Source organism: Pinisolibacter sp. DMC19 (assembly GCF_056313985.1).
The window spans coordinates 117664-137339 of the sequence record NZ_JBQUZF010000002.1; the positions used below are offsets into that span (position 1 = coordinate 117664).

The 19676-nt window shown below is 68.7% G+C and carries 19 protein-coding genes and 1 tRNA gene; 4 read left to right on the top strand and 16 right to left on the bottom strand.

Annotated elements, in window-relative coordinates:
* Positions 1-45: 45 nt before the first annotated feature.
* Both ACT53U_RS04825 and ACT53U_RS04830 read right to left on the bottom strand, forming a co-directional pair.
* The gene (locus tag ACT53U_RS04825) at positions 46-993 is read right to left on the bottom strand and encodes an AEC family transporter (protein WP_476153219.1); all 948 of its coding nucleotides are present in this window, start codon (positions 991-993) and stop codon (positions 46-48) included.
* A gap of 58 nt (positions 994-1051) precedes the next feature.
* Positions 1052-1136, bottom strand: a tRNA-Leu gene (locus ACT53U_RS04830).
* A gap of 151 nt (positions 1137-1287) precedes the next feature.
* Here ACT53U_RS04830 and ACT53U_RS04835 point away from each other — a divergent pair.
* Complete coding sequence (locus tag ACT53U_RS04835; protein ID WP_476153220.1) at positions 1288-2148, top strand: DMT family transporter; 861 nt, start codon at positions 1288-1290, stop codon at positions 2146-2148.
* 28 nt (positions 2149-2176) lie between these two features.
* Here ACT53U_RS04835 and ACT53U_RS04840 read toward each other — a convergent pair whose 3' ends face one another.
* Positions 2177-3742, bottom strand: a complete 1566-nt coding sequence (locus tag ACT53U_RS04840) for an NAD(P)H-hydrate dehydratase (RefSeq protein WP_476153222.1) — start codon at positions 3740-3742, stop codon at positions 2177-2179.
* Positions 3743-4128: 386 nt separating this feature from the next.
* Here ACT53U_RS04840 and ACT53U_RS04845 point away from each other — a divergent pair, with 386 nt between their 5' ends.
* The 3 genes from ACT53U_RS04845 to ACT53U_RS04855 all read left to right on the top strand — a co-directional run bounded on the left by ACT53U_RS04845 (position 4129) and on the right by ACT53U_RS04855 (position 6553).
* A complete protein-coding gene (locus ACT53U_RS04845) occupies positions 4129-4467 on the top strand; it encodes a P-II family nitrogen regulator (protein WP_217926929.1) in 339 nt (112 codons plus the stop codon).
* A 102-nt stretch (positions 4468-4569) separates the two neighbouring features.
* Entirely contained in the window at positions 4570-5979 is a 1410-nt protein-coding gene (gene glnA, locus ACT53U_RS04850; protein ID WP_476153224.1) for a type I glutamate--ammonia ligase, read from the top strand.
* Between the two features lie 235 nt (positions 5980-6214).
* On the top strand, positions 6215-6553 hold the full coding sequence (locus ACT53U_RS04855; RefSeq protein WP_476153226.1) for a YARHG domain-containing protein: 339 nt from the start codon (positions 6215-6217) through the stop codon (positions 6551-6553).
* Positions 6554-6681: 128 nt separating this feature from the next.
* Here ACT53U_RS04855 and ACT53U_RS04860 read toward each other — a convergent pair whose 3' ends face one another.
* The 13 genes from ACT53U_RS04860 to gatA form a co-directional block, all read right to left on the bottom strand.
* Positions 6682-8256: a peptidoglycan DD-metalloendopeptidase family protein gene (locus tag ACT53U_RS04860; RefSeq protein ID WP_476153228.1), complete on the bottom strand. Its 1575-nt coding sequence runs from the start codon at positions 8254-8256 to the stop codon at positions 6682-6684.
* A gap of 205 nt (positions 8257-8461) precedes the next feature.
* Positions 8462-9154: a protein-L-isoaspartate(D-aspartate) O-methyltransferase gene (locus tag ACT53U_RS04865; protein WP_476153229.1), complete on the bottom strand. Its 693-nt coding sequence runs from the start codon at positions 9152-9154 to the stop codon at positions 8462-8464.
* 123 nt (positions 9155-9277) lie between these two features.
* A complete protein-coding gene (gene surE / locus ACT53U_RS04870) occupies positions 9278-10039 on the bottom strand; it encodes a 5'/3'-nucleotidase SurE (RefSeq protein ID WP_476153231.1) in 762 nt (253 codons plus the stop codon).
* Between the two features lie 60 nt (positions 10040-10099).
* Positions 10100-10234, bottom strand: coding sequence for a hypothetical protein (locus ACT53U_RS04875; RefSeq protein WP_476153233.1), 135 nt, complete (start codon positions 10232-10234; stop codon positions 10100-10102).
* A gap of 98 nt (positions 10235-10332) precedes the next feature.
* Positions 10333-10602, bottom strand: a complete 270-nt coding sequence (locus ACT53U_RS04880; RefSeq protein WP_476153235.1) for a hypothetical protein — start codon at positions 10600-10602, stop codon at positions 10333-10335.
* 273 nt (positions 10603-10875) lie between these two features.
* Entirely contained in the window at positions 10876-11577 is a 702-nt protein-coding gene (locus ACT53U_RS04885) for a glutathione S-transferase N-terminal domain-containing protein (protein WP_476153237.1), read from the bottom strand.
* Positions 11578-11598: 21 nt separating this feature from the next.
* Positions 11599-12219, bottom strand: a complete 621-nt coding sequence (locus ACT53U_RS04890; RefSeq protein WP_476153238.1) for a glutathione S-transferase family protein — start codon at positions 12217-12219, stop codon at positions 11599-11601.
* Positions 12220-12404: 185 nt separating this feature from the next.
* Entirely contained in the window at positions 12405-13265 is an 861-nt protein-coding gene (locus ACT53U_RS04895) for a flagellar motor protein MotB (protein WP_476153240.1), read from the bottom strand.
* A 21-nt stretch (positions 13266-13286) separates the two neighbouring features.
* Complete coding sequence (locus ACT53U_RS04900; RefSeq protein WP_476153242.1) at positions 13287-14057, bottom strand: motility protein A; 771 nt, start codon at positions 14055-14057, stop codon at positions 13287-13289.
* A 191-nt stretch (positions 14058-14248) separates the two neighbouring features.
* Positions 14249-15730 carry an Asp-tRNA(Asn)/Glu-tRNA(Gln) amidotransferase subunit GatB gene (gene gatB, locus ACT53U_RS04905; protein ID WP_476153244.1) on the bottom strand — a complete coding sequence of 494 codons (1482 nt, stop codon included), beginning with the start codon at positions 15728-15730 and terminating at the stop codon, positions 14249-14251.
* Positions 15731-15835: 105 nt separating this feature from the next.
* Positions 15836-17050, bottom strand: coding sequence for an MFS transporter (locus ACT53U_RS04910; protein ID WP_476153246.1), 1215 nt, complete (start codon positions 17048-17050; stop codon positions 15836-15838).
* A gap of 164 nt (positions 17051-17214) precedes the next feature.
* Entirely contained in the window at positions 17215-18186 is a 972-nt protein-coding gene (locus ACT53U_RS04915; RefSeq protein ID WP_476153247.1) for a hypothetical protein, read from the bottom strand.
* The gene (gene gatA, locus ACT53U_RS04920) at positions 18186-19676 is read right to left on the bottom strand and encodes an Asp-tRNA(Asn)/Glu-tRNA(Gln) amidotransferase subunit GatA (protein WP_476153248.1); all 1491 of its coding nucleotides are present in this window, start codon (positions 19674-19676) and stop codon (positions 18186-18188) included. Before gatA ends, ACT53U_RS04915 begins: the two co-directional genes overlap by 1 nt.

Sequence of the window (19676 nt, forward strand, 5' to 3'; positions counted from 1 at the left end):
CGCGACGATCCGCGGCGGTTTTCCAGCGCTCCCGTCGTCCCCCTCTCAGAGGCTCGGCACCGCGGCCATCAGCGCGGCGAAGAGGACGAGCGAGACGAGAGTGTGGACCGTCAGCACGCGATGGACGAAACGACGCTCCGCATCGTTCTCTCGCCCCTCCGGCATGAAGAGCGGCACGATGAAGGGCGGCGGCAGCAGCATCAGCGTCGCCAGCGCCACGGCGAAGCGCGGCTCGAGGCCGAGGCCCAACCTCAGCGCCGCCCAGCCGAGGGCGGCGAGCGGGATCTGGATCGCCAGTCGCGCCGCGACGACGCGCGCCACGTCGCCGAAGGCGCCGCCCTCGAAATGGAAGCCGTGGCCGACGACGATCAGGATCAGCGGCACGGTCATCGGCGCCAGCAGCTTCAGCGTCGCGACGAGGGCATCGACCAGCGGCAGCTTCTCGAGATCGGCGACGTGCAGCCCCATGAGGTCGAGCGCGAGGCCGGCGAGGATCGCGACGATCACCGGATTGGCGGCGAAGCGGCGCAGGAGGTCGACGGCGCTCGGGCGCCCCTCCCCTTCGGCGAGCAGCAGGGCGAAGAAGACGAACCAGATGAAGAGTTCGTGGCCGAGTGCGACGACGGCGATGGTGCCGATCGAGGCGAGGCCGAAGGCGCCGGCGAAGAGGCCGATGCCGAGCATGCCGTATTCGTAGCCGGTCATCAGGAACCGCGCCCAGCGGCTGGTCACGCCGGCCATGCGCAGCACGATCGGCCCGGCGAGGAGCCCGGCGATGCAGATGGCGAAGACGAGGCCGACGAGGGCGACGTATTGCGGCCTCAAGTCCAGATCGACGAAGGAGAGGAACAGCACCGCCGGCAGCACGACGCGGATGACGAGGAGCTTCAGCGCGTTGCCGGTCTTCTCGTCGACGAGCCCGCCGACCCGCAGGCCCCAGCCGAGCGCCAGCAACAGGAAGATCGGCAGCACGCGCGGCAGCAGCGACGACATGGGAGAGGTCTCTTCGTTTCGGTGGTAGCCGCCGCGACGCGCCGGTCGATCGGCCGAATGGTGCGGGTGAAGGGACTCGAACCCCCAAGGCTTGCGCCGACGGAACCTAAATCCGTTGTGTCTACCAGTTCCACCACACCCGCACGCGAGGACCGAGGTAGCCCGAAGTGCCGCCTCGATGCAACCGCCTCCCGCGCCGCAGCGGCCGCACCGCACGATTGACAGTTCCGTGCATGCCCGCCGAAGCTCGCGGGCAAAAGAGAAGACGACGGGCGGAACGACCGAGGGGAAACGATGACCGGGGTTCGCGTGGCGGCGCTCACGGCGGCGGCGATGTTCGCCTTCGCCGGCAATTCGCTCTTCTGCCGGCTGGCGCTGCGCGACACGACGATCGACGCGGCAAGCTTCACCGCGATCCGCATCGTCTCGGGCGCACTGGTGCTCGCCGCCCTGGTGGCGATCCGCGGGCGCGCGCCCTGGCGCGGCGGCGGCTGGGTTTCTGCCTCGGCGCTCTTCGCCTATGCGATCCTCTTCTCCTTCGCCTATCTGACGCTGCCGGCGGGGACCGGCGCGTTGGTGCTCTTCGCCGCGGTGCAGGCGACGATGATCGGCCATGCCTTCGCGGTCGGCGAGCGCTTCCGCCCGGTGCAGATCGTCGGGCTGGTCGCTGCGGCCGTGGGCCTCGTCGTGCTGGCACTGCCGGGGCTCGGCGCGCCCGATCCGCTCGCGGCGGCGGCGATGGCGGCGGCCGGCATCGCATGGGGTGTCTATTCCTTGCGCGGTCGCGGCGTCGGCGATCCGCTCGGAGCAACCGCCGGCAACTTCCTGCGCGCCGCGCCGATGGCGCTCGCAGCACTCGCCCTCTTTGCGCCGATGCGGGCGATCGATCCGGTGGGCGTCGGTTGGGCGGTCGCCTCGGGCGCGCTCGCCTCGGGGCTCGGTTATGCCGTGTGGTACGCCGTGCTGCCATCGCTCCGGGCGACGATCGCCGCCACGGTGCAGCTGGCGGTGCCGCCGCTCGCGGCGGTCCTCGCCGTCGTTCTTCTCGGCGAACCGGCGACGCTGCGGCTGGGGATAGCGTCCGCCGCGGTCCTCGGCGGCATCGCGTTGGTCATCCTGACGCGCAAGAGACCGCCGGTGGCGCCGACGCGGTGAGGCGGGCGGATCGCCCTCGCCGCTACGCTCAATCCGTCCCGCCGAGGAGATCGTCGTCGCTCTCTTCGTCCTCGTCGTCCCACGGGCGGCGTCGGGCGTCGTCGTAGAGTGCGGCGAGCACCGGGCGCAGTTCGGCCGCCAGATCCTCGGCGATGAGCCCCGGCCCGGCACGACGGCCGGCCTCGCCGTGCATCCAGACGGCGGCGCAGGCCGCCTCGAAGGGCGGCAGGCCGCGCGCCAAGAGGCCGCCGAGGATGCCGGCGAGCACGTCGCCGGAGCCGGCGGTGGCGAGATCGGGTGGGGCGTTGTCGGCGATCGCCAGACGTCCGTCGGGCGCGGCGATCACCGTGTCGGCACCCTTCAGCACCACGACGGCGCCCGAGCGGCGGGCGGCGGCGGCGGCACGGTCGGTCTTGGGGCCGGCCTCCGGCCCTTCCGCGAGCTCGGGGAAGAGACGGGCGAACTCGCCCTCGTGCGGGGTCATGACCACGCCCGCCGAACGACCGGCGATCGTGGCGAAGACGGTCGCCGCATCGGTCGCGGCGACGGTCAGCGCATCGGCATCGAGCACCAGGGCGGCCGACGAGGCGAGCACCGCATCGAGGAGCGCCCGCGTCCCCTCCCCCGTGCCGACGGCCGGGCCGAGGACGACGGTGTTTTTGCGTCGATCGGCGAGGATCTCGGCGAGGCCTGCTGCGCCCTCCATGCGGGCGAGCATGACGGCGGTCAGGTGGCCGGCATTGACCAGCAGCGCCTCGGGCGGCGAGGCGAGCGTGACGAGGCCGGCACCGGCCCTGAGCGCCGCGCCGGCCGCCAGCCGCGCAGCCCCCGTGCGGGTCGCGGGGCCGGAGACCACGACCGCATGGCCGCGGGTATATTTGTGATCGGCGAGGCCGGGGGCGCGGAGGTGATCGCGCCAGAGCTCCGGCAGGTTGCGCCGCGCCTGTGGGGCGATCGTCGCGAGCACGCGGGCCGGAATGCCGATGTCGGCGACCAGCACCTGACCACAGTGGATCCGACCGGGGAGCAGCAGATGCCCCGGCTTCATGCGGAAGAAGGTGACGGAGAGCACCGCCCTCGGCGCGGCGCCCATGACGCGGCCGGTCGCCCCGTCGATGCCGGAGGGCAGATCGACCGCCACCACCGGACGGCGCGAGGCGGCGAGCGTCTCGACGATCGCCAGGGCCTCGCCGTCGAGCGGACGCGACAGGCCGGCGCCGAAAAGGGCATCGACCACCACACGGGCATCGGCGAGCGCGGCGCGGACGCGGGCCGCGCTCGCCGCTTCCGTCTCGCCGCGCCAGGTGCCGGCCGCCCAGGCGGCGTCGCCGGCGAGGCGCTCGCGGTCGCCCAAGAGCATCAGGCGGACGACGAAACCGCGGTCGCGCAAGATGCGGGCGACGACGAAGCCGTCGCCGCCGTTGTTGCCGGGGCCGCAGAGGACGAGGGCGCGGGTGCCGGCCGGCCAGCGGTGCGTCACGGCGTCCGCGACCGCACGGCCGGCGTTTTCCATCAGCACCCGACCGGGCACGCCGGAGGCGATGGCGGCGGCATCGGCACGGGCCATCTCAGTGGGCGTCAGGAGTTCGAGCATGCGGGGTCCCCCGAACGGGAATAGGCAGCGTTTCGGCCGTTTCGACGCCCTGTCTACCGCAAAACGGGACCTCGCGCCCGCTCGTTCGTCGCTTCCTGACGTCAAAACCCGTCGCGGCGGCGACGAAACGCGGCATGCGTCGATCGCAGACGTGGTGCGCTGCATTATCGGTGAACAGGGGCTCTGCACAAAAAGTTTTCAATTGCCCACGAAATGGCCTGCGATCTATTCTCGCAACGCCGAAAGGCGTAGTAGGCTTCTCGCGTTTCCCGGTTCGACCGTCCCCCTCGACGCCCGACCCGAGCTGGCACGGGGATTGCCTAGGTCCGACGCGAGCCGATCGTTCAGGTCGGCTCCTCCCTGTTTCTTCGGAGTATCGGAAGCCGATGAAGAAGATCGAGGCCATCATCAAGCCCTTCAAGCTCGACGAGGTGAAGGAAGCCCTCCAGGAGGTCGGCCTCCAGGGCATCACCGTGACCGAGGCGAAGGGCTTCGGCCGCCAGAAGGGCCACACCGAGCTGTACCGTGGTGCAGAATACGTGGTGGACTTTCTGCCGAAGGTGAAAGTCGAGATCGTCCTGCCGGACGAGACCGTGGAAAAGGCCGTCGATGCCATTCGCAAGGCGGCCCAGACGGGACGTATCGGCGATGGCAAGATCTTCGTTTCCAACGTCGAAGAAGCCGTACGAATCCGGACGGGCGAAACGGGTCTGGACGCGATCTGAGCCCGAGGCTAGATCACGATCCGTCTCTTCCGAATTCCAGGCGCGACACCTCCCGTCGCGTACCCCGGACCTGAGCACACCCAAGCGAAAGGGAATGATCCCATGACGAAGACCGCGAAGGACGTCCTCGCCCTCATCAAGGAGCAGGACGTCAAGTACGTCGATTTCCGTTTCACCGACCCGCGCGGCAAGTGGCAGCACGTCACCTTCGACGTCTCGCTGGTGGACGAAGACATCTTCGCCGAAGGCACGATGTTCGACGGCTCATCGATCGCCGGCTGGAAGGCCATCAACGAGTCCGACATGGTCCTGATCCCGGACCCGACCTCGGCCTTCATCGATCCCTTCTTCGCGCAGACCACCCTCGTGCTGGTGTGCGACATCCTCGAGCCGTCGGGCGACCGCTACAGCCGTGACCCGCGCGGCATCGCCAAGAAGGCCGAGGCCTACCTCAAGTCGACCGGCATCGGCGACACCGCCTACTTCGGTCCGGAAGCCGAGTTCTTCATCTTCTCGGACGTCAAGTACGCGACCGACCCCTACAACACCGGCTTCAAGCTCGACGATCCGGAACTGCCGATCAACACCGACACCGACTACGAAGGTGGCAACCTCGGTCATCACGTGAAGACCAAGGGCGGCTACTTCCCGGTCCCGCCGATCGACAGCTGCCAGGACATGCGCGGCGAAATGCTCGCCATGATGGCCAAGATGGGCGTCGCGGTCGAGAAGCACCACCACGAGGTGGCCTCCGCCCAGCACGAGCTCGGCATCAAGTTCGCCCCGCTCACCACGGTCGCCGACCACCTGCAGATCTACAAGTACGCGATCCATCAGGTGGCCCAGGCCTACGGCAAGACCGCGACCTTCATGCCGAAGCCGGTGTTCGGTGACAACGGTTCGGGCATGCACGTCCACCAGTCGATCTGGAAGGACGGCAAGCCGACCTTCGCCGGCAACCAGTATGCCGATCTCTCCGAGACCTGCCTCTTCTACATCGGCGGCATCCTGAAGCACGCCAAGGCGCTCAACGCCTTCACCAACCCGTCGACCAACTCCTACAAGCGTCTGGTCCCGGGCTACGAGGCTCCGGTTCTCCTCGCCTACTCGGCCCGCAACCGTTCGGCTTCGGTCCGTATTCCGTGGGGCAACTCGCCGAAGGCCAAGCGCATCGAGGTCCGCTTCCCGGATCCGACCGCGAACCCCTACCTCGCCTACTCGGCTATGCTGATGGCCGGCCTCGACGGCATCATCAACAAGATCCATCCCGGCCAGGCGATGGACAAGAACCTCTACGACCTGCCCCCGAAGGAGCTCAAGAAGATCCCGACCGTGTCGGGTTCGCTCCGCGAGGCTCTCGAGAACCTCAAGAAGGACAACGCCTTCCTCCAGGCCGGCGGCGTCTTCGACAAGGACTTCATCGAGTCGTACATCGAGCTCAAGTGGGAAGAGCTGATGCGCTACGAGATGACCCCGCATCCGGTCGAGTTCGACATGTACTACTCCTGCTGATCGGATCTCCGGATCTCTTCACGACGCGGGGCGCCTTCGGGCGCCCCGTTTTCGTCTGGAAGCGCCGCAGATGCGACGCGGGGCGCGGCCTCTGGCCGCCCCGTTTTGGTCTGGAGGCGCAGCGGCAGGCACGACCACCGTCGGCCTTGCCGGGCATCCGACGGCGCGCGACAATCGGCGGCGCGGCCGATGCGGCCCGGCGGGGGACCCGCGCGGCACGCTCGGGAGATTCGTCATGACCGCATCGCGTTGGGCCACGGCCCTCGTTCTCGCCCTCCTCGCCACGCCGACGGCGACGCTCGGCGCGGATCCCTCCTGCACCGTGCTCGGCTGCGGCTCGCTCGAACGCATCCCGGCCTCGGCGCTCGGATCGGCGACCTGCGAGGAGCTCTATCTGGCGCGCAACGCGATCTATTACGCCAACGGCTACTGCTTCAAGACGCAGCGGGCGATCGCCGCCTTCGGCAACGACGGCTGCCGCTGGCGCAACGACGGCGACGTTCCCTTCACCCGCCTGGAGAGGGCGAACATCGACTCGATCACCGCCGTCGAGCGCCGGTCCGGCTGCCGCTGAGGCCGTCCGAAAACGAAAAGGCGACCCCGGATGCCGCATCCGGGATCGCCTTGCCGTCGCGTCGAGAATGGCCTCCTCGCGCAGTTCCGTGATCGCTCGCGCCGTCTCGGGACGCCGCCAGCGGGGCCTCAGTTCGAGGCGAGATAGGGCTTGGGATCGACCGCCTTCTGGCCCTTGCGCAGTTCGAAGTGGAGCTGCGGCTGGGAGACCGAGCCGGTGGCGCCGGCGCGGGCGATGATCTGACCGCGGGTGACCTTGTCGCCGCGGTTGACCAGCAGCTCGCTGGCGTGGGCATAGGCCGAGACGAAACCGTTGTCGTGACGCACCAGCACCAGGTTGCCGTAGCCCTTGAGCTCGTTGCCCGAGTAGATCACCTCGCCACCGTCGGCGGCCTTGACCGAGGTGCCCTCCGGCACGGCCAGATTGATGCCCTCGTTCTTCTCGCCGTTGGCCTTGGCGCCGTATTCCGAGATGATCCGGCCACGCACCGGCCAGCGGAAGGTGCCGCCGGCCTTCTCGTCCTCGGCCACGGTGGGCTCGCGGGCGACGGCGATGGTCTCGGCCGCCTTCTGGTCGATCCTGGCGGCGTCCTTGCCGGTGGCGATGGTCGGCTTGATCGAGGCGGTCTGGACCGGCACGGCGGGCTTGGCCTGACCGGCCTTCGACGGCTCGACCTTGGCGACCGTGGTCGGGGCGACCGGCGCCTGGGTGGCGGCGGCCGGAGCCTGCGAGGTCTTGAGCATCAGCTTGGTGCCGGCGGGCAGCAGGATCTGCTGGCCCGGCGTCAGCGCCGAGGTGCGCAGGTTGTTGCGTTCGCGCAGCGACTGCTCGCTGACACCGTAGGTGCGGGCGATCGAACCGAGCGTGTCGCCGTGCTTGACGGTGTAGGCACCGACCAGCTTGACGCCGCCGGGCTGCGGCGCCGGCTGGGCGGCCGCGACCTTGGGACCGGGGGGAACCGGCACCGGCGCCTTGGGCGCAGCGGCGACCGGAGCCGGAACCGAGCCGGTGGTCAGACGCGACGGCGGGGTCGCCACCGGGACGGTCGCGGGACGCGGCGGCTGCACCGCGACGGTGCGGACCGGCTGCGAATGGACGACAGGTGCAGCCGGGGCGGCCGGCGCGGCGGCGGCGGTCGGATGGCTGTAGACCGGGATGACGACGCGGTCGCCGGGGTTGGCGGTGCGGCCGGGCTGCAGGCCGTTGGCCTGGCGCAGGGCTGCGACCGGCACGCCGTAGCGGCCCGACAGCGTGTCGAGCGTCTCGCCCTGGCGCAGCGTGACATAGGTGCCACCGATCGGCGTCCAGCCGCCGTTGGCCGCGACCCGGGCCATGCCCTCGGTGCGGTTGCCGTCGGGCAGCGGACGGGCGACGGTCTCGGAATAGGCGCCGGCGGGCGGCGGGGTCAGCTCAGCGCGGGCGACGGGCGCGGTGCCCGGCTCGATCGAACCGGTGGTGTCGACGTTCTGCCACTGGCGATCGGCGGAGCCGCGGGCCGGCGGCGGGGCATAGGCATTGCCGGCATAGGCGTCGCCGCCGCCGCGCGAGCCGAGGATGGCGCGCTGGTTGGGCGTCGAGCCGGTGTAGACCGGATCGTCGAAGCGACCGGTATCGCTCGAACAACCTGCCAGAGCGGCGGTTGCGGCCAGCAGGGCCGCGCGGGACACGTTGCCGGAAAGCAGCTCGAGGATCTGGATACGCATCGCAACACTCACGCCGTTGTGACGAATGTCTCGTCGTTCACGTGGTGCCATTGAAACCATCGTAACGTTGACGAAGGCTTAAGCGCCGACACGAAAACACCACGATCCGAGCAGGACTTCGGTACCTCGGACACGACGAAGTGGCCGGAATCCTCGCGGATTCGCGTCTTCGACCGGACGGCTCATGGTGAATCTCCACAGGCGCTCAGAGCGCCGCGGCGCGGCCCGCGATCAACGCGACGCGACGCGTCGGGCCGAGATCCTCGCGTGCGAAGCCCTTGTCGGTTCGCGTGAAACGGGCGATGACCTGACGTCCGCCCTCGGGTCCGACGGCGGCGACCAGAACGCCCTGCGGGGCGAGTTGGTCGAGCAGCGTCGCCGGCACCTCTTCGACCGCACCGTCGAGCACGATGCGATGGAACGGCGCGTGACGGGGAAAACCCTCGAGCCCGTCGTGGACGGACGGCACGACATTGTCGAGGCCGAGCGTGGCGAAGCGTTCGCGGGCGAGGTCGGCGAGCGTGCGGAAGCGCTCGATGGTGTAGACCTTGGTGCAGAGCCCGGCGAGGATCGCCGTGCCCCAGCCCGAGCCGGTGCCGATCTCCAGCACCCGATGCTCCGGCGCGATGCCGGCGGCCTGATGGGCGAGTGCGGTGACCGAGGGCGCGTCGGAGGTCTGGCCGCATTCGATCGGCACGGGCCGGTCGGTCAGCGAGCGATCGCGATGGGGCGCGGCGACGAAGAGGCTGCGCGGCAGCGTCTCGATGGCGCCGAGCACGCGGCGGTCGTGCAGTCCCTTGGTGGAGAGCGCGAGGGCGAGCTTCGCCAGAGCCGTCTTCTCGCCGGCATCGACCTCGAGCTCGGCATGGACGAGAAGCGTGGCGTGACGGGCGGCCATGGGCGCGGCGCTCCCTTCTGGAACGGACGAGACGACCCGGACGGCCGGGAACGGCCGCCGCGATCGGACGGCCTTCCGCTCTAGCGCCAAATGGTTGATCAATTCGATACGGGCGACGCTACGTCACCCGCGAAAGACGGCATCGAGCCGTTCGTGTTCGGCCCGATCGGTCAGGTCGAGACGCAGCGGCGTCACCGAGATCTGGCCGCGCGACAGCGCCTCGAGGTCGGTGCCGCCGCCCGGCGCGGTCGCCTGCGGCCGGTAGGAGATCCAGTAATAGGGATTGCCGCGGCCGTCGACGCGCGGCTCGATGCCGATGGTGGCGCCGTTGCGCGCACCCTGCGTCGTCACCACGGTGCCGCGCACCTCGGCTGGGGCGAGCGGCGGGAAATTGACGTTGACCAGTGTGCCCGCCGGAATGCCGACCTCGAGCAGGCGGGAGAGCACCTCGGGGCCGTGGGTCTCGGCGCAGGACCAGTCGGGCTGGCCGTCGATCGCCCAGGGGTAGGCCTGCGACAGCGCCACCGAGGGAACGCCGAGCAGCGTGCCTTCCATGGCGGCGGCGATGGTGCCGGAATAGGTGACGTCGTCGGCGACGTTGGCGCCGCGATTGACGCCGGAGAGCACCAGATCGGGCTTCTCCGGCAGGATGTGGCGGATGCCCATGATGACGCAGTCGGTCGGCGTGCCGCGGACGGCGAAATGGCGATCGGAGATCTTGCGCAGGCGGAGCGGGTCCGACAGCGTCAGCGAATGCGCCTTGCCGGACTGGTCGGTCTCGGGCGCGACCACCCAGACATCGTCGGAGAGCGTGCGGGCGATGCGCTCGAGCACGCGCAGACCGGTCGCATGGATGCCGTCGTCGTTGGTGATCAGGATTCGCATCGGGGGCCTCTCTCGAAGACCCCGAGTATCACGCCGCTTCGCAGGGCGGCAAGCCGGCGATCACACCCAGAGGGTCGGCTCGTCGGCGGAGGGCCGGCGGTGGCGGCGGCGCAACAGGCGCCCGAACAGGCCGAAGCCGACCGCGAGGAGCAACACGGCGACGACGATGCCGCCGATGATGTCGGTTGCCTTCATGACGCACCTCCCGTGCGTGTCACGCCCTCCCCGGCCGTCGTCTCATCGGGCGCCGCGGATCGCGCGGCGCCGTTCCGGACGGTCTCGGGTCGGTGCGATCAGTGGCAGCGGATCCACTCGCGCGCCTGACGCTGGGCCTCGGCGACCTCGGCCGACGTCATCTCGGCGGCGATCTCCTGGCGGCGGACGGCGGCCTCGCTGTTGCCGCGGGCGGCGGCGAGGTTGAACCACATGTGGGCGGCGATCATGTCGACGTCGCCGTTGCGGCCGATCGAGCGATCGAGACCCATCTGGAAGAAGACGTCGGCGGTGACGGCCTGCAGGCCCATGCCGGCGATCTCGGCGGAGTTCATTTCGAAGCGTGCCATGGTATTTCCCCTTCTGGTCCATGAGACCGCCGATTTCTTCCGCGGCCGTCGTTCATGAGGGGAATACTGGCGAATTCGATTAAAATGCCCGTTAAATCCAATGGATAATCAAAGACGAACGAGTTCGAAACGAACGGTATATTTTACCGAGGATTCACGCTTCCGGCGCCGATTGTCGTTTCGATTCAAGGGAACCGTCGGAAGATCTGCGGAACCGCGGCAAGATTCGATTCACCGCGATTCCGCTTCTCGAAGAAAAGACGTTGCGCAGCGTCAGCGCGCGCGCTGACCGAAGAGCACCTTCTTGGCCTCGTCGTCGGTGGCGAGATCGAGCCTGAGCTCGCCTGCGAGCGCCAGGCCGCGCTGGACGGCGGGACGGGCGAGGACGCGGTCGAGCCAGGCGGAGAAGGCGGGGAACTCCGCCTTGTCGATGCCCTGGCGCTCCCACAGCGTCGCCCAGCCGACGATGGCGATGTCGGCGATCGAATAGTCGCCGGCGACGTAGTCGCGGTCCTTCAGGCGCTTGTCGAGCACGCCGTAGAGACGGTGGGTCTCGTTGCGGTAGCGATCGATGGCGTAGGGGATCTTCTCCGGCGCGTAGATCGAGAAGTGGTGGTTCTGGCCGAGCATCGGGCCGAAACCGCCCATCTGCCACATCAGCCACTGTTCGACCTCGACGCGGGCGCGCTCGTCGCTCGGGTAGAACTTCCCGAACTTGCGGCCGAGATAGAGCAGGATGGCGCCGCTCTCGAAGACCGAGATCGGCTCGCCGCCTGGACCGTCGGGATCGACAAGCGCCGGCATCTTGTTGTTGGGCGAGATCGCGAGGAACGCCGGATCGAACTGGGCGCCCTTGCCGATGTCGATCGGGATCACCTGGTAGGGAACCCCGAGTTCCTCGAGCATGACGGAGATCTTCCAGCCGTTCGGGGTCGGCCAGTAGTAGAGACGCAGAGGGGCGGCGGTATCGGACAAGTCTGCCTCCGGGGTTCGGGTTCAGGCGACGAGAAGGTCCGCGGGCTCGGCCCATCCGGGCAGAGCCTCGACGCGGGCCATCCAGGCGCGGACGGCGGGACGGCTCTCGAGGTCGATGCGGGCGTCGCCGCAGTAGCGGACGGTGCCGTAGACATCGACATCGGCGATGGTCGGGCGGTTGCCCTCGAGCCAGGGACTCGCGGCGAGCCGGCTCTCGAGCAGGTCGAGCGCCATGCCGGCGAGTTGGAGGTAGTGCGCTGCCGTCGCCTCGTCGAGCGGACGAATGCCGAGGACGTGGGTGCGGGCGCGATAGACCGACGAGGCGAGGCGGTCGAAGTCCCAGTACATCCAGGCGCGGATCCGGGCGCGTTCGGCCTCGTCGTGACCGCCGAGGCGGCCGGTGACGGCGGCGACATATTCGAGGATCGACGCCGACTGGGCGAGGTTCTTGCCCGCATGCTCGACCACCGGCACCTGACCGAAGGGGGTGCGGGCGAGGAAGGCGGGGGTCTTCTGCTCACCGGAGCGCAGGTCGACCAGCGTCACCTTGGGGCGGATGCCGCACAGCGCCAGCATCAGCGCCGCCTTGTAGGACGGGCCGGACATCGGGTTGGCGAAGAGGTGCCAGGCAGCGTCGGTCATCGGGGTCTCCCTGTCGTCGTTCTCGTCGTCGGAGCCACACTCCGGAAACGTCGAGACGATCACGCGCGGCATCGCCTGTCCATCGACCGCGCGCCCGCCCTGCCCTCACAAGGCCGTGACGACGCGAACGCCCGCGCGGGGTCGGGTCGCGCGGGCGTCGGGGGACGACGGAGGTGGGGACCCCGTCAGTCGAAGGGCTTGGGCGGCAACGGTGGCGGCTCGTGGACGAGCAGGATGTCGATGCGCCGGTTGGCGGCGAGCAGCGGCTCGTTGGGGAAGAGCGGATCGGTGTCGGCCTTGCCGACCACCGAATCGAAGCGATCGGTCGGCACGCCGTAGCCGGCGAGAATCTCCTCGACGGCGACGGCTCGGCCGGCCGAGAGATCCCACGGCGACAGACCCTTGCCGGTCCAGCGCGAACCGCCGGCGGTGTGGCCCGAGACACGAATGCGGTGCGGCATGCGGGCGAGCGGGCCGGCGAGCTTCGACAGGATGGTGCGGGTGAACTCGTAGGGCTGCTTGGAGCCTTCCGCGAACATGGTGCGGCCGTCCTGATCGACGAGGCGGATGTTCAGGCCCTCGTCGGTCTCCTCGAACAGCACGTGCTTGGAGACCTCGGTGATCTCGGGCATGTCCTGCAGCGCCTGCCGCAGCGAGGCGGCGGCGGTGAGGAACTGCTTGGGCTTCTCCTCCTTGGCCTGTTCGAAGTCGTGCGTGTTGTTCTCGGGACCCTGCTGCGAGCGTTTGTCGTTGGACAGCGCCGAGGTCTCGGCATCGAGCTTCCGATCGACCGCCGAGGACTGCTTGATGTACTTGCGCACCGGCAGGCCGTCGCGCTCGATCATGCCGGCGGTGCGCGGGATCGGCTGGACGCCGAAGGCATCCTTGAGCGAGCCGGAGGCGTCGGCGAGCTTCTGCTTGTCCTGGTTGGCGGAGGCCAGCAGCATGACGAAGAAGGCCATGAGCAGCGCCATCAGGTCGGCAAAGGTGATGACCCAGGCACCACCGTGTCCGCCGCCGCCGCCGTGTCCCTTCTTCTTCGCCATGGGGGCTCCTCGACCGTCCGATCAGGCCGCTTCGGCGAATTCGCCGCGATGCTTCGACGGCATGTAGGAGATCAGCATGTCGCGGATCACCGCCGGCGACTTGTTCTCGCGGATCATCAGCACGCCGTCGATGACGAGCGTGTGGTTGATGTTCTCCTCGAGCGACTTGATCTGCAGCTTGTCGGCGATCGGCAGCGCCACGACGTTCGCCATGACCGCGCCGTAGAGCGTGGTGAGCAGCGCCACCGCCATGCCGGGACCGATCTTCTTGGGGTCGTCCATGTGGGCGAACATCGACACGAGACCGATGATGGTGCCGACCATGCCCATGCCCGGCGCCGCGTTGCCCATGAAGTTGAACAGCTTGTTGGCGTCGTCGATGCGCTCGATGTGCAGATCGCGCTCGCGTTCGAGCGTCTCGCGGATGATGTGGAGATCGAAACCGTCGGCGATCATCCGCATGCCCTTGGCGAGGAACTCGTCCTCGATCTCGACCGCCTCGAGGCCGAGCGGGCCCTGCTTGCGGACGATGTCGGCGAGTTCGGCGATCTTCTCGATCATGTCGCGTGGCTTGACGTGGTGATCGAACGCGACGGTCTTGAGACCCGTGGTCAGCGCCTCGATGAAGCCCTTCATGGTGAAGCGCGCCATGGTGGTGGTCAGCGCGCCGCCGATCACGACGTTGGTGGCGAGCAGGTCCATGAACATGGAGAGCTTGGAGCCCTCCATGAAGACGGCGAGCACCAGCACGCCGAACCCGCCACCGATACCGAGGAAAGTCGCAATGTCCATGGATCACTCGCACCCACGCGGGAAGACCCGGGCGGGCTTCCTCGTGGGCGAGTGTCGGCGATCAAAGGTAACGAAGCGTTACCGAGGCGCGTTTTGCGTCAACCATGTTCGGGGCGAAACGCTGCCATGAATCGACGAAGCCGCGCCTTTCGAGGGGCGCGGCTTCATGAAATCTCCAGGCGTCGCGGGGCTCACTCGAGCCCGAGTTTCGCCTTCAGGATGTCGTTGACGGCCTGCGGGTTGGCCTTGCCGCCGGTCTGCTTCATCACCTGACCGACGAACCAGCCGGCGAGCGTCGGCTTCACCTTGACCTGCTCGACCTTGTCGGGGTTCGCCGCGATCACCGCGTCGATCGCCGCCTCGATGGCGCCGGTGTCGGTGACCTGCTTGAGGCCGCGCTTCTCCACCAGTTCCTTCGGGTCACCACCCTCGGCCCAGACGATCTCGAACAGGTCCTTGGCGATCTTGCCGGAGATCGTGCCGTCGAGAATCAGGTCGATGACGCCGCCGAGCTGGGCGGCGGAGACCGGGCTCGCCTCGATGCCCTTGCCCTCCTTGTTCAGGCGGCCGAAGAGCTCGTTGATCACCCAGTTGGCGGCGATCTTGGCGTCGCGGCCCTTGGCCACTTCCTCGAAGAAGTCGGCGGAGGCGCGCTCGAGCGTCAGCACCATCGCGTCGTAGGGCGTCACGCCGTAGTCGGCGATGAAGCGGGCCTTCTTGGCGTCGGGCAGCTCCGGCAGCTCGGCCTTCAGCGCGTCGACGTAAGGCTGGTCGAACTCGAGCGGCAGCAGGTCCGGATCGGGGAAGTAGCGATAGTCGTGCGCCTCTTCCTTCGACCGCATCGAGCGGGTCTCGCCCTTGCCGGGGTCGAAGAGGCGGGTCTCCTGCTTGATCGTACCGCCGTCCTCGATGATGCCGATCTGACGACGGGCCTCGTATTCGATCGCCTGACCGACGAAGCGGATCGAGTTGACGTTCTTGATCTCGCAGCGGGTGCCGAGTTCACCGCCCGGCTTGCGCACCGAGACGTTGACGTCGGCGCGCATGTTGCCCTTGTCCATGTCGCCGTCGCAGGTGCCGAGGTAGCGCAGGATGGTGCGCAGCTTCGACAGATACGCCTTGGCCTCGTCGGCCGAGCGCATGTCGGGCTTCGACACGATCTCCATCAGCGCGACGCCGGAGCGGTTCAGGTCGACGAAGGTGTTGGTCGGCGACTGGTCGTGGATCGACTTGCCGGCGTCCTGCTCGAGGTGCAGGCGTTCGACGCCGACGGCGACCGTCTCGCCGCCCTCCATGTCGAGATGGATGGTGCCTTCGCCGACGATCGGGCTCTTGAACTGCGAGATCTGATAGCCCTGCGGCAGGTCCGGATAGAAATAGTTCTTCCGGTCGAAGACGGACTTCAGATTGATCTGCGCCTCGAGGCCGAGGCCGGTGCGGATCGCCTGCTTGACGCATTCCTCGTTGATCACCGGCAGCATGCCGGGCATGGCGGCGTCGACGAGCGAGACGTGATCGTTGGGCGCACCGCCGAATTCGGTCGAGGCGCCGGAGAAGAGCTTGGCGTTCGAGGCGACCTGGGCATGGACCTCGAGGCCGATGATGATTTCCCAGTCACCCGTCGCGCCCTTGAGGTACTGCGACGGCTTGGCGATACGGAACGCGGTGAACATGAGAGCCTCGAGTGGGTAGGAAAGTCTGACTCACTGGGTAGTGCGGATCGAGCGGCGGTTCAAGGACTTCGGCGCGCGGAGGGCATCCGCCGCGAGCCGCGCGCCTCAAGCCCGCGCCTTCCTCAGATTCGGCAGGAACACCGTGAGGAGGCCGATCGCCGGCAGCCAGGCGCAGACTTCGTAGACGAAGCCGATCGAGGTCATGTCGGCCACCTCGCCCAGCACCGCGGCACCGAGGCCGCCGAAGCCGAAGGCGAGGCCGAAGAACAGGCCGGCGATCATGCCGACGCGGCCGGGCACCAGTTCCTGGGCATAGACCAGGATCGCCGAGAAGGCCGACGACAGGATCAGGCCGATGGCGATCGACAAGACGAGCGTCATGGTCGGACCGACGTGCGGCAGCGCGAGCGAAAACGGCAGGACGCCGAGGATCGACACCCAGATCACCGCCTTGCGGCCGATGCGGTCGCCGATCGGGCCGCCGGCGAGCGTGCCGACCGCCGCGGCGCCGAGGAAGACGAACAGATAGATCTGCGCGTCCTGCACCGACATGTGGAAGGTCTCGATCAGATAGAACGTGTAGTAGCTCGAGATCGACGCCAGATAGACGTTCTTGGAGAAGACCAGCGCCATCAGGATGGCGATGGTGCGGATGACCACGGCGCGCGGCAGGGTCGAGGCGGGCTTGGCGGCGCCGACCGCATGGGCCTTGCGCTTCGAGCGGCCCCACAGGCCGACGCGGGTCAGGATGGTGATGCCGACGAGCGCCAGCACGGCGAACCACGCGACCGACGAGCGCCCGTTCGGCAGCACCACGAAGGCGGCGAGCAGCGGCCCGAGCGCCGTGCCGGAATTGCCGCCGACTTGGAACAGCGACTGCGCCAGACCGTGACGGCCGCCCGAGGCGAGGCGCGCCATGCGCGAGCTCTCGGGGTGGAAGACCGACGAGCCGGTGCCGATCAGGCCGACGGCGACCAGCAGCACGCCGTAGGTCGGCGCGACCGACAGCAGCAGCAGGCCGATCAGCGTCGAGCCCATGCCGATCGCCAGGCTGAAGGGCTGGGGATGGCGGTCGGTGAAGATGCCGACCAACGGCTGGAGGATCGAGGCGGTCACCTGGAAGCACAGGGTGACGATGCCGATCTGGCCGTAGTCGAGCGAGAAGCTCTCCTTGAGGATCGGATAGGACGCCGCGACGAGCGACTGCATCGTGTCGTTCAGCATGTGCGACAGCGACAGCATGACGAGGATCGACCAGGCGGTCCCCTCGGCGGCTGTCGGGCGGGCAGGACTTGCGGCGCTCTCCGTCGCGGCTGTCATCGTCGTTTCCTCGTGTCTTTCGTCGCGGGCGGTCGATCGACCGCGACCGGCGCCGCTCTCCGGCGGGCCGCGAAGTCTGCGTCGCGCGAGACGGTACGTAAAGATACGCCGGATGCAGAGGAGCCGAGCGGCCGGTGCAGAGGCACGGGGTCCCTGCCCTTCCCTCACCGCGGCAGGTCGTCGCCCGCGGTTCCCTGCCAGCGTTTGACGATCGTCTCGTCGGGCGTCTCGGCGACGCATTGGCCGGCGACGAAGAGGCCCTTCTCGATCAGCGCGTGATGGTCCTTGTCGCGGCCACCGGTCGAGATCGCCACCGGGCGGCCGCCGGCCTTGGCCAGCGCCAGCACGAAGGGCAGCTGGAACTCGGCCGGTACGGCGCGGTCCTGCGGATCGGTCAGCACGAAGAGGCGGGTACCGCCGTCGCCGGCGATCTTGGGGGCGATCGCCGGCACGTCGCCCATCGGGTCGTAGTGCGCCCGCGCGCCCGAGGTGCGGAAGGTGATGCCGTAGCGCCGGGCGAAGGCGTGGAAGTCGAGCGGGCCGGAGGCGATCACGGCACAACCGATGTCGTCGCGCGCCGCGACCAGCGCCGGCACCAGCATGGCGCCGCCCGACTGGCCGACGAGATGGAAGCCGGTCGCACCTTCCTTGGCGGCGATGGCATCGAGCGCCTTGGCGGTCACGTCGACCTCGAGCGCGGTACGGCGGTCGCCGTGCCAGCCCGACGAGCCGTTCATGCCCATGCGGCCGAAGAAGATCACCGGCGCCCTGAGCCGTCCGGCCCAGACCTTGGCGGCGATGTCGATGAACTCGGGCGCCTGGGTCAGATAGCCGGGATCGACCTCGCGGCGGCCCTTGTCGTCGAGGCCGAGGACGTCGCCGGTGAAGAAGACGACCGGAGCGGCGCCCTTCATCGGCCCGGAGGCGTAGTAACGGATGCAGATGCCCTTGCCGAAGCTCTCGACATAGACGGTCCGCGGCGTCTTCGCGCACTGCTCGCGCGACACCGTCGTGCCGTTGATGACGTCGGCGGCGGAGAAGAGCTTGGCGACGGTCGGCTGGCCTTGCGCGAAAGCAGTGCCGCCGCCCGAGAGGGCGGCGACGAGAAGGCTCGCGACGAGGCCGGCGGCGCGCATCACCACCACTTCGCCGGCGTGAAGCGGCCGGCCGACTGCTCGATCACTTCGCCGACCTGGAACAGCGTCTCTTCCTCGAAGGGACGGCCGATCAGCTGCAGACCGAGCGGCAGGCCCTTGGAGTCGAGGCCGGCGGGAACCGTCATGCCGGGGAGACCGGCCATGTTCACCGTCACGGTGAAGATGTCGTTCAGGTACATCTCGACCGGATCGCCGCCCGACATCTCGCCGATGCCGAAGGCCGACGACGGGGTGGCGGGCGTCAGCACGGCGTCGACGCCGGCGGCGAAGGCGAGGTCGAAGTCGCGCTTGATCAGCGTGCGGACCTTCTGCGCCTTGACGTAATAGGCGTCGTAATAGCCGGCCGACAGCACGTAGGTGCCGATCATGATGCGGCGACGGACCTCGGAGCCGAAGCCGGCGGCGCGGGTCAGCTCGTAGGTGTCGGTGATGTCGTCACCGGTGACGCGCAGGCCGTAGCGGATGCCGTCGTAGCGGGCGAGGTTCGAGGAGGCCTCGGCCGGGGCGACGATGTAGTAGGCCGGCAGGGCGTACTTGGTGTGGGGCAGCGAGATCTCGCGGATCTCGGCGCCGGCGGCCTTGAGCCAGGCGATGCCCTGCTGCCAGAGAGTCTCGATCTCGGCCGACATGCCGTCGACGCGGTATTCCTTCGGAATGCCGATGACCTTGCCCTTGATCGAGGTGCCGATCGAAGCCTCGTAGTTCGGCACCGGCAGGTCGACCGAGGTCGTGTCCTTGGGGTCGACCGAGGCGAAGGACTTCAGGAGGATCGACGCATCGCGCACGGTGCGGGCGAAGGGACCGGCCTGATCGAGCGACGAGGCGAAGGCGACGATGCCCCAGCGCGAGCAGCGGCCGTAGGTCGGCTTGATGCCGACGATGCCGGTGAAGGCGGCGGGCTGACGGATCGAGCCGCCGGTGTCGGTGCCGGTGGCACCCGCACAGAGGCGCGCGGCGACGGCGGCCGAGGAGCCGCCCGAGGAACCGCCCGGCACCAGCGGGGTCGGGTCGATCGAGCCGTCGTCCTTCTTGCGCCGCCACGGGTTGGTGACCGGGCCGAAGCAGGAGGTCTCGTTCGACGAGCCCATGGCGAACTCGTCGTTGGCGAGCTTGCCGAGCATCACCGCGCCGTCGGCCCAGAGGTTCGTCGTCACCGTCGATTCGTAGGGCGGCACGAAGCCGTCGAGGATCTTGGAGCAGGCGGTCGTGCGCACGCCCTCGGTGCAGTAGAGGTCCTTGACGCCGAGCGGGATGCCCTCGAGCGCGCCGACGGTGCCGGAGGCGCGGCGGGCGTCGGAGGCCTTCGCCATGTCGCGCGCCTTTTCGGGCGTCTCGAGCACATAGGCGTTGAGGGCGCGGGCCTTCTCCATGGCGGCGAGATAGGCGTCGGTCAGCTCGACGGCGGTGAAGGTCTTCTTCGCCAGCGCGTCGCGGGCTTCGGCAATCGTCAGGGCGGTCAGATCGGTCAC